The 6,083-nt window shown below is 41.7% G+C and carries 3 protein-coding genes and 1 pseudogene; 1 reads left to right on the top strand and 3 read right to left on the bottom strand.

Annotation, left to right across the window (positions count from 1 at the left end):
• Positions 1-159: 159 nt before the first annotated feature.
• The 3 genes and pseudogenes from ilvA to IQ224_RS20795 form a co-directional block, all read right to left on the bottom strand.
• Positions 160-1,671 carry a threonine ammonia-lyase, biosynthetic gene (gene ilvA / locus IQ224_RS20805; protein ID WP_002792469.1) on the bottom strand — a complete coding sequence of 504 codons (1,512 nt, stop codon included), beginning with the start codon at positions 1,669-1,671 and terminating at the stop codon, positions 160-162.
• Between the two features lie 35 nt (positions 1,672-1,706).
• Positions 1,707-1,916: pseudogene (locus tag IQ224_RS25115) on the bottom strand (hypothetical protein).
• A gap of 231 nt (positions 1,917-2,147) precedes the next feature.
• A complete protein-coding gene (locus IQ224_RS20795) occupies positions 2,148-3,650 on the bottom strand; it encodes a GUN4 domain-containing protein (protein WP_194033452.1) in 1,503 nt (500 codons plus the stop codon).
• 627 nt (positions 3,651-4,277) lie between these two features.
• Between IQ224_RS20795 and IQ224_RS20790 the strand changes: the two genes are divergently transcribed.
• Complete coding sequence (locus tag IQ224_RS20790) at positions 4,278-5,957, top strand: DnaJ domain-containing protein (protein ID WP_194033451.1); 1,680 nt, start codon at positions 4,278-4,280, stop codon at positions 5,955-5,957.
• Positions 5,958-6,083: the final 126 nt, after the last annotated feature.

Raw genomic sequence — 6,083 nt, 5'->3', positions numbered from 1 at the left:
GGTGTGGGGTGTGGGGTGTGGGGTGTAGGGTTTTACCGATTTTGAGGTAGTCAGTTACCTAATTTTCAAGGAAAAAGTGCCTGAATTTTACCCCCGATTTGAGGTCAAAAAAGTCTAAAAGCCTTATCCAACAAGGTTTTTAGATTTATTCAGCCAACTCTAACCTAAAAATAACTGATAGGCCCGGTTTTGACTTTCATCCCAATAGCGATAGCCGAGAGTATCGAGAAAAGCTTGCCATTGATTCATTTCATCGGGGGGGACCTGTATGCCCACGACGATGCGCCCGTAATCGGCCCCGTTATTGCGATAATGGAAAACGCTGATATTCCAGTGGGGACTCATGGAAGCGACAAATTTCATTAAAGCCCCCGGTCGTTCGGGAAACTCGAAGCGATAAAATAATTCATGATCGGCTAAATGCGATCGCCCTCCCACCATGTGGCGCAGATGCAATTTAGTCAATTCATCATCACTAATATCGAGGGTTTTAAAGCCACAAGCTTCAAAACTCTCGGCTAATTTCTTGGCATCGCTGCGATTTTCGATCTGGGCGCCGACAAAAATATGTGCTTCTTTTTCATCGGCAATACGATAACTAAATTCGGTTAAATTACGTTTGCCGACACATTCGCAAAAACGCCGTAAACTGCCCGGTTGTTCGGGAATAGTCACAGCATACAACGCCTCGCGCCGTTCCCCTAATTCGGCCCTTTCCGCCACAAACCGCAGACGATCAAAGTTCATATTAGCCCCACAAGCCACAGCAACGAGGGTTTTATCCTCAATTCCCTCTCTTTCTACATAAGCTTTCGCTCCTGCTACCGCTAATGCCCCCGCAGGTTCTAAAATCGAGCGTGTATCTTGAAAAACATCCTTAATCGCCGCACAAATATCGTCCGTATCCACGAGGATAATCTCGTCCACATACTGCTGACAGAGACGAAAAGTCTCCTCTCCCACCTCGCGCACCGCCACCCCATCGGCAAATAATCCCACTTGAGACAAACGCACCCGATAACCGGCTTTTAGGGATTGATTCATCGCGTCTGAGTCCACAGGTTCCACCCCGATAATTTTAATTTCTGGGCGTAAACGCTTGACATAGGCGGCAATACCTGATATTAAGCCACCGCCACCAATAGCGACAAAAATGGCCTCGATCGGTTGCTGATATTGTCGTAAAATTTCCATACCGATCGTACCCTGGCCGGCGATTACCTCCGGATCATCGAAGGGATGGATAAAGGTTAAGCCTTTTTCCGCTTCTAACTGCCGCGCGTAGGTGTATGAATCATCGTAGGTGTCACCGTGCAGGACGACAATCCCCCCCCGGGCTTTTACCGCGTCGATTTTGACTTGGGGAGTGGTGACAGGCATAACGATAATCGCTTGGGTTCCCAATTGCCGCGCTCCCAAAGCGACTCCCTGAGCATGATTTCCCGCCGAGGCAGCAATTACACCTTTTTGTAACAAATCCCTTGACAAATGCGCCATTTTGTTGTATGCGCCGCGCAGTTTAAAAGAGAAAACTGACTGCATATCCTCACGCTTGAGTAAAAGCTGATTGTGCAAGCGTTGGGAGAGATTGGGGGCAAATTCCAAGGGGGTTTCTTGGGCGACATCATAGACGCGTGCGGTGAGGATTTGAACCAGGTAATCGCAGTACATTATTCTTTTTTGGCGGTGGGGATTGGCAAGTCAGGCTAGGATCCAGAATAGATCATCGTCGGTCCGGTTCGCAATAAAGAGCTATCATACTGAATCCTTTGATCATTTTCAACTTTTTCGATGAGTTTTCCTAGTCCGTAATCCTCTAGGATTTATGTAATTTTTTCAAATTCGGCAATGAGAATCTTAACGGCAATCGGTTTTTGATCCTTGTCTAATACATAGCTTTTGTTAATTTCTAGCATTGGAGTTTCCCCTAAAAGTTCTCTAGATTATTATTGATAAGCTGAATCGTGATCGGAATAGCTATATCGGTTGGTAGAGAAAAGATAAGCAATTGACAGATAAAGATAGCGGTATCTTTCTGTTTTTGAGTCGGCAAATATCTTCTCCTAGAATTGTGCCAGTTTTGTTATTCCTATTTTACAGGATAGGAGGGTGGTGGTTTATGCTTCCCTAACGCACCCGACTGGACTTTAGATTTTACATTTTACAAGTCTCGACGCGAGAGAAGAGACGAAAACACCCCACCTACGCCAGACGGAATCCAATCCATTCATCACAGGGAGGTGTCCTAGGGGTGCTTTTAGGTCAAAAGTAACATCTTTGTAGCATATCCAGCTATTATTCTCCAGATTAATCTGATTCATCCAGCTATTATTCTCCAGATTCGCCAGCATTTGTATCCAGCTATTATTCACTCGCCAGCCTACCCTATCTCCGAAAGCGTCCCAAACTCTTTCATTATACTGCCGCGTCCCACCGAGTTCGCGGTAGATTTTCGCCTGCACAGAAAAGCCAAATTTTCCGTTACTATATTTCAACCATAATTGGTCAATGGTTCGCAAATCCTCGCAGGGAAAATTATCGATATCCTCCTCTCTCAGCCATCTCTCTTTTGTTCGATTGGCTACCTGTAGCATCACTCTTGCGGTTTCCTTGTCCGCTTCTTTCCATTGCTGCCGTTTTAATAAATCTTCTAAGTTTCGATAATCGATTCCCTTGGCGCTTTTAAGCTGGATAGATGGGGGAGTTTGAGTAACGGAAATAACGAAATTAACGGGTTTTTGAATAGTTGTCTGGGGTATAGAGACTGATGTTTTTATCTGCAAAGCTTGCAACACTTCCGAGGCGGATTGATAGCGTTTTTTTGTACCAAACTCGATTAATTTATCCAGAATATTCCCTGAATCATTACTAACAGGATTATTAACTAACCACTGTCGCCATAGCCATTGGTGTTCCCCCCCATCGAATAAATCAAGGGGAGATATTCCGGTTAATAAATAAAGGCAAGTTACACCCAAACTATACAAATCACTGGCATTAACTGCCTTACCATTTCCCTGTTCTGGGGCAATATATTCAGCAGAACCGATAATTGTTCCTGTCATGGAACGATTTAAATGACTGACAAATTTTGCTGCGCCAAAGTCCACTAAAATCAATTTATTATCGCTTTTTCTACGAATAATATTTTCGGGTTTAATGTCGCGATGAATTACTTGTTTACTATGAATAAATTCTAGAATCGGTAAAATCTCTGACAAAAGATGTTTAATTTTGGCTTCGTTAAATACTCCTTCCTCTTTTAATTCTTGTTCGAGATTTTGTCCCTCGATATATTCCTGAACGAGATATTGTCGCCCGTCATTACCGGTAAAATAGGCGTAAAGTTCGGGGATTTGTGGGTATCTTCCCAAACTATCTAAACGAATCGCTTCTTCTTTAAATAATTCTGCTGCTTTTTTTAAAGTTCCTGTTCCCTGTGCTGACGGGAAAAATTGTTTAATTACACAATAGGGTTTTGAGGGTTTATCTTCATCTATGGCTTGAAATGTTTTCCCAAAACCCCCTTGACCGATTAATTTTAGCGCTCGATAACGTTCTCTGAGCAGTAATTGAGAACCGCACTTATGACAGAATTTATCCGTGGGGGTGTTTTGGTGCGAACAATCGGGATTGAGACAGAGACTCATAGCCGTTTGACAAGTGTGGGAAGATTAACACCTATTATAGAAAAAGAAAGCAAGCTAGAGCGACTCTAGTGGGCAAATTTTCTGATAATTCGCTGAAAATAAGGTGACAGGTATGGTCAATTCACAACCCGCTATACTTTGTCCATACCACAATTTAGCCATTTTGTCAAAAAAATTTTGACTTTGCAACAAAACTACACAAAAATTAGATCAACGTTGTTAGGGAAAAAAGGGATAATTGGCGAAAGTGTTTGGTTTTGCTCAAGGGAAAAATCTAGATTTAGCAGGGGTTTTAAGACAACTCAGACCATTAAAACCTTAAAAATTACAATAAAAGCCATCATAGCATAATGCAAAATTATACCAGAATCGCTGGAAGTATTGCAACCTCGTAAATAAATAATAATTATTCTCAATAAATTCTTAAGTAAAAATAAATATTACCGATTGTAAATTCAAATATTTTTAAGCATTGAAGCTATTTATACATAAAATACTTATCATTTTTCCTGATTGCCTCTGACTTTTCCCTCCCCAGAGTAATTTTGGGGAGTCAGTCGTCGATACCAAACTAGGCTAAACTCTATAGGAGAAACCCGATGACTAAATTGATTATTTCGCAAAAATATGGCTAAAAAGCTCGATTTTGTTATTCCCGCCGTCGGTGGAGTCACAGGAGCCAATTTATCTGCTTGTCTGGGAAATATTGGCTTAGTCGGCGGATTTGGCGGTATAAGCGTCGGTTTAGTGGGAATGACGGGGATTGGCATCCTGACAAGTTCGGCAATTTATGCCAGTCTGCAAGGACTAGAAACAAACGATCACAATGTCGGGTTAGCTTTGGGAATAGGAAGCCTTGGCGGAATCGGTATCTACTCTACCTTTGGGGGTGTGGGAGTCGCGGTTAAAGGTACAGCTTTCGGTGTTGGTGTCGGTTCTATGGCAATCGCTGGCGGCCTAGTCGGGTTAGGAATCTACGGAGTGATGAAAATGTTATCTCCCACCTACTCCGACAATAATTTTTATAGCAATCTAGAATTTTTTGATCGCATTACTAGAGAGTACGAAGAAGCTTTATTTTGGCAAGAAGTTACGGGGAAATATGAAAATCTAGAGGCAGAACTACAGCAACTGTTAGAAGAAGTATCTGTTCAGGAAAATCAACAGTTAGATTCTACAGAAATTACTATTCCAGAGCGTTTATCTTGGCAGTGTTTCCAAACTCTTAAAGGTCATCAGGAAAATATTGGGGCGATCGATGTTAGTCCTGATGGTAAAATTATCGCTAGTGCGGGAGAAGATCAAACCATAAAACTTTGGCAGCGAGAAACGGGTAAATTAATTTATTCCTTTGTGGGAGTTAATGAACCGCTCCAAAGTCTGGCTATAAGTCCTAACGGTAAATCGATTATTGCTGGTGGATTGGATGGCAGAATTAGTCAGTGGCAATTAGACACTAAGCAGTATAAAAGTAGTTTTTTCGCTCGTGTGAATGCTCCCGATAGCCACGATGGTGTAATTTTACAATTAGCTTTTGCTGCCAATGAAAGATTTATTGTTAGTGCTAGTAATGACAAAACTCTGCGAATCTGGGGTTATTATACAGGAGAATTGCAGCGAACTTTAATCGGTCATGAGGATGCAGTTAATACCTGTGCTATTAGTCCTGATAGCCAAATTATTGCTAGTGGTAGTGATGATAAAACTATTAAATTATGGCGATTTGATCATAGTTATGCTTATCAAACTTTTATCGGTGACAGGGCAGCCGTTAACAGTTTAGCTTTTAGTAATGATGGTCAATATCTAATTAGTGGTGGTAGTGATAAAGCGATTAAAATCTGGGATATAAAGACAGGAGAAATTATTAAAAGTTGGCAGGCACACGAGCAGGCAATTATCAGTATTGCTATTAATCCTCATCGCCATTTAATTGCTAGTGCTTCCCGAACAGAAATTAAAATTTGGCAAGGACAAACAGGAGAATTAATTAAAACTTTACGGGGAACTGCTCCCTTAAAATTTAGTCCTGACGGTCAATTTTTAATTACAGGTAGTTATGGAGGTAAGGTAAAAATATGGTCAGAAATGTTAGGAGAATTAGAAATATTGCCCTCCGATTCCGAGGATTGGTGGGAGGTTTTAGAAGTTTCTAAAAATGCCAGTTTTTCAGAAGTTAAGCAAAGATATTATCAGCTTGCTCGTCAGTATCACCCCGATCACAATTCCTCCGTCATGGCGATTAAAATTATGCAAAAAATTAATCGAGCTTACGAGCGGTTTTTATTTTCTATCTCGCAACAGTAAAAGTGTGAGCGTAGGGTCAAATATTTAACTATCTTTCGATTCTCCCTTAATCCCCCCTTAATTCCCCCTTGATAAGAGAGGTGTCGATCCCCCCTGCCCCCCTTGATAAGGGGGGTGTCGATCCCC

It is taken from the genome of Microcystis sp. LEGE 00066 (assembly GCF_015207925.1).
Lineage (GTDB): Bacteria > Cyanobacteriota > Cyanobacteriia > Cyanobacteriales > Microcystaceae > Microcystis > Microcystis ichthyoblabe_A.
This window is presented reverse-complemented; position numbering and strand designations above follow the sequence as displayed.

What these genes read in the sequence shown, in the direction of transcription:
- ilvA (WP_002792469.1), bottom strand. Translation starts at nt 1,671, where the DNA reads ATGTACTGCGATTACCTGGTTCAAATCCTCACCGCACGCGTCTATGAT.
- IQ224_RS20795 (WP_194033452.1), bottom strand. Translation starts at nt 3,650, where the DNA reads ATGAGTCTCTGTCTCAATCCCGATTGTTCGCACCAAAACACCCCCACG.
- IQ224_RS20790 (WP_194033451.1), top strand. Translation starts at nt 4,278, where the DNA reads ATGGCTAAAAAGCTCGATTTTGTTATTCCCGCCGTCGGTGGAGTCACA.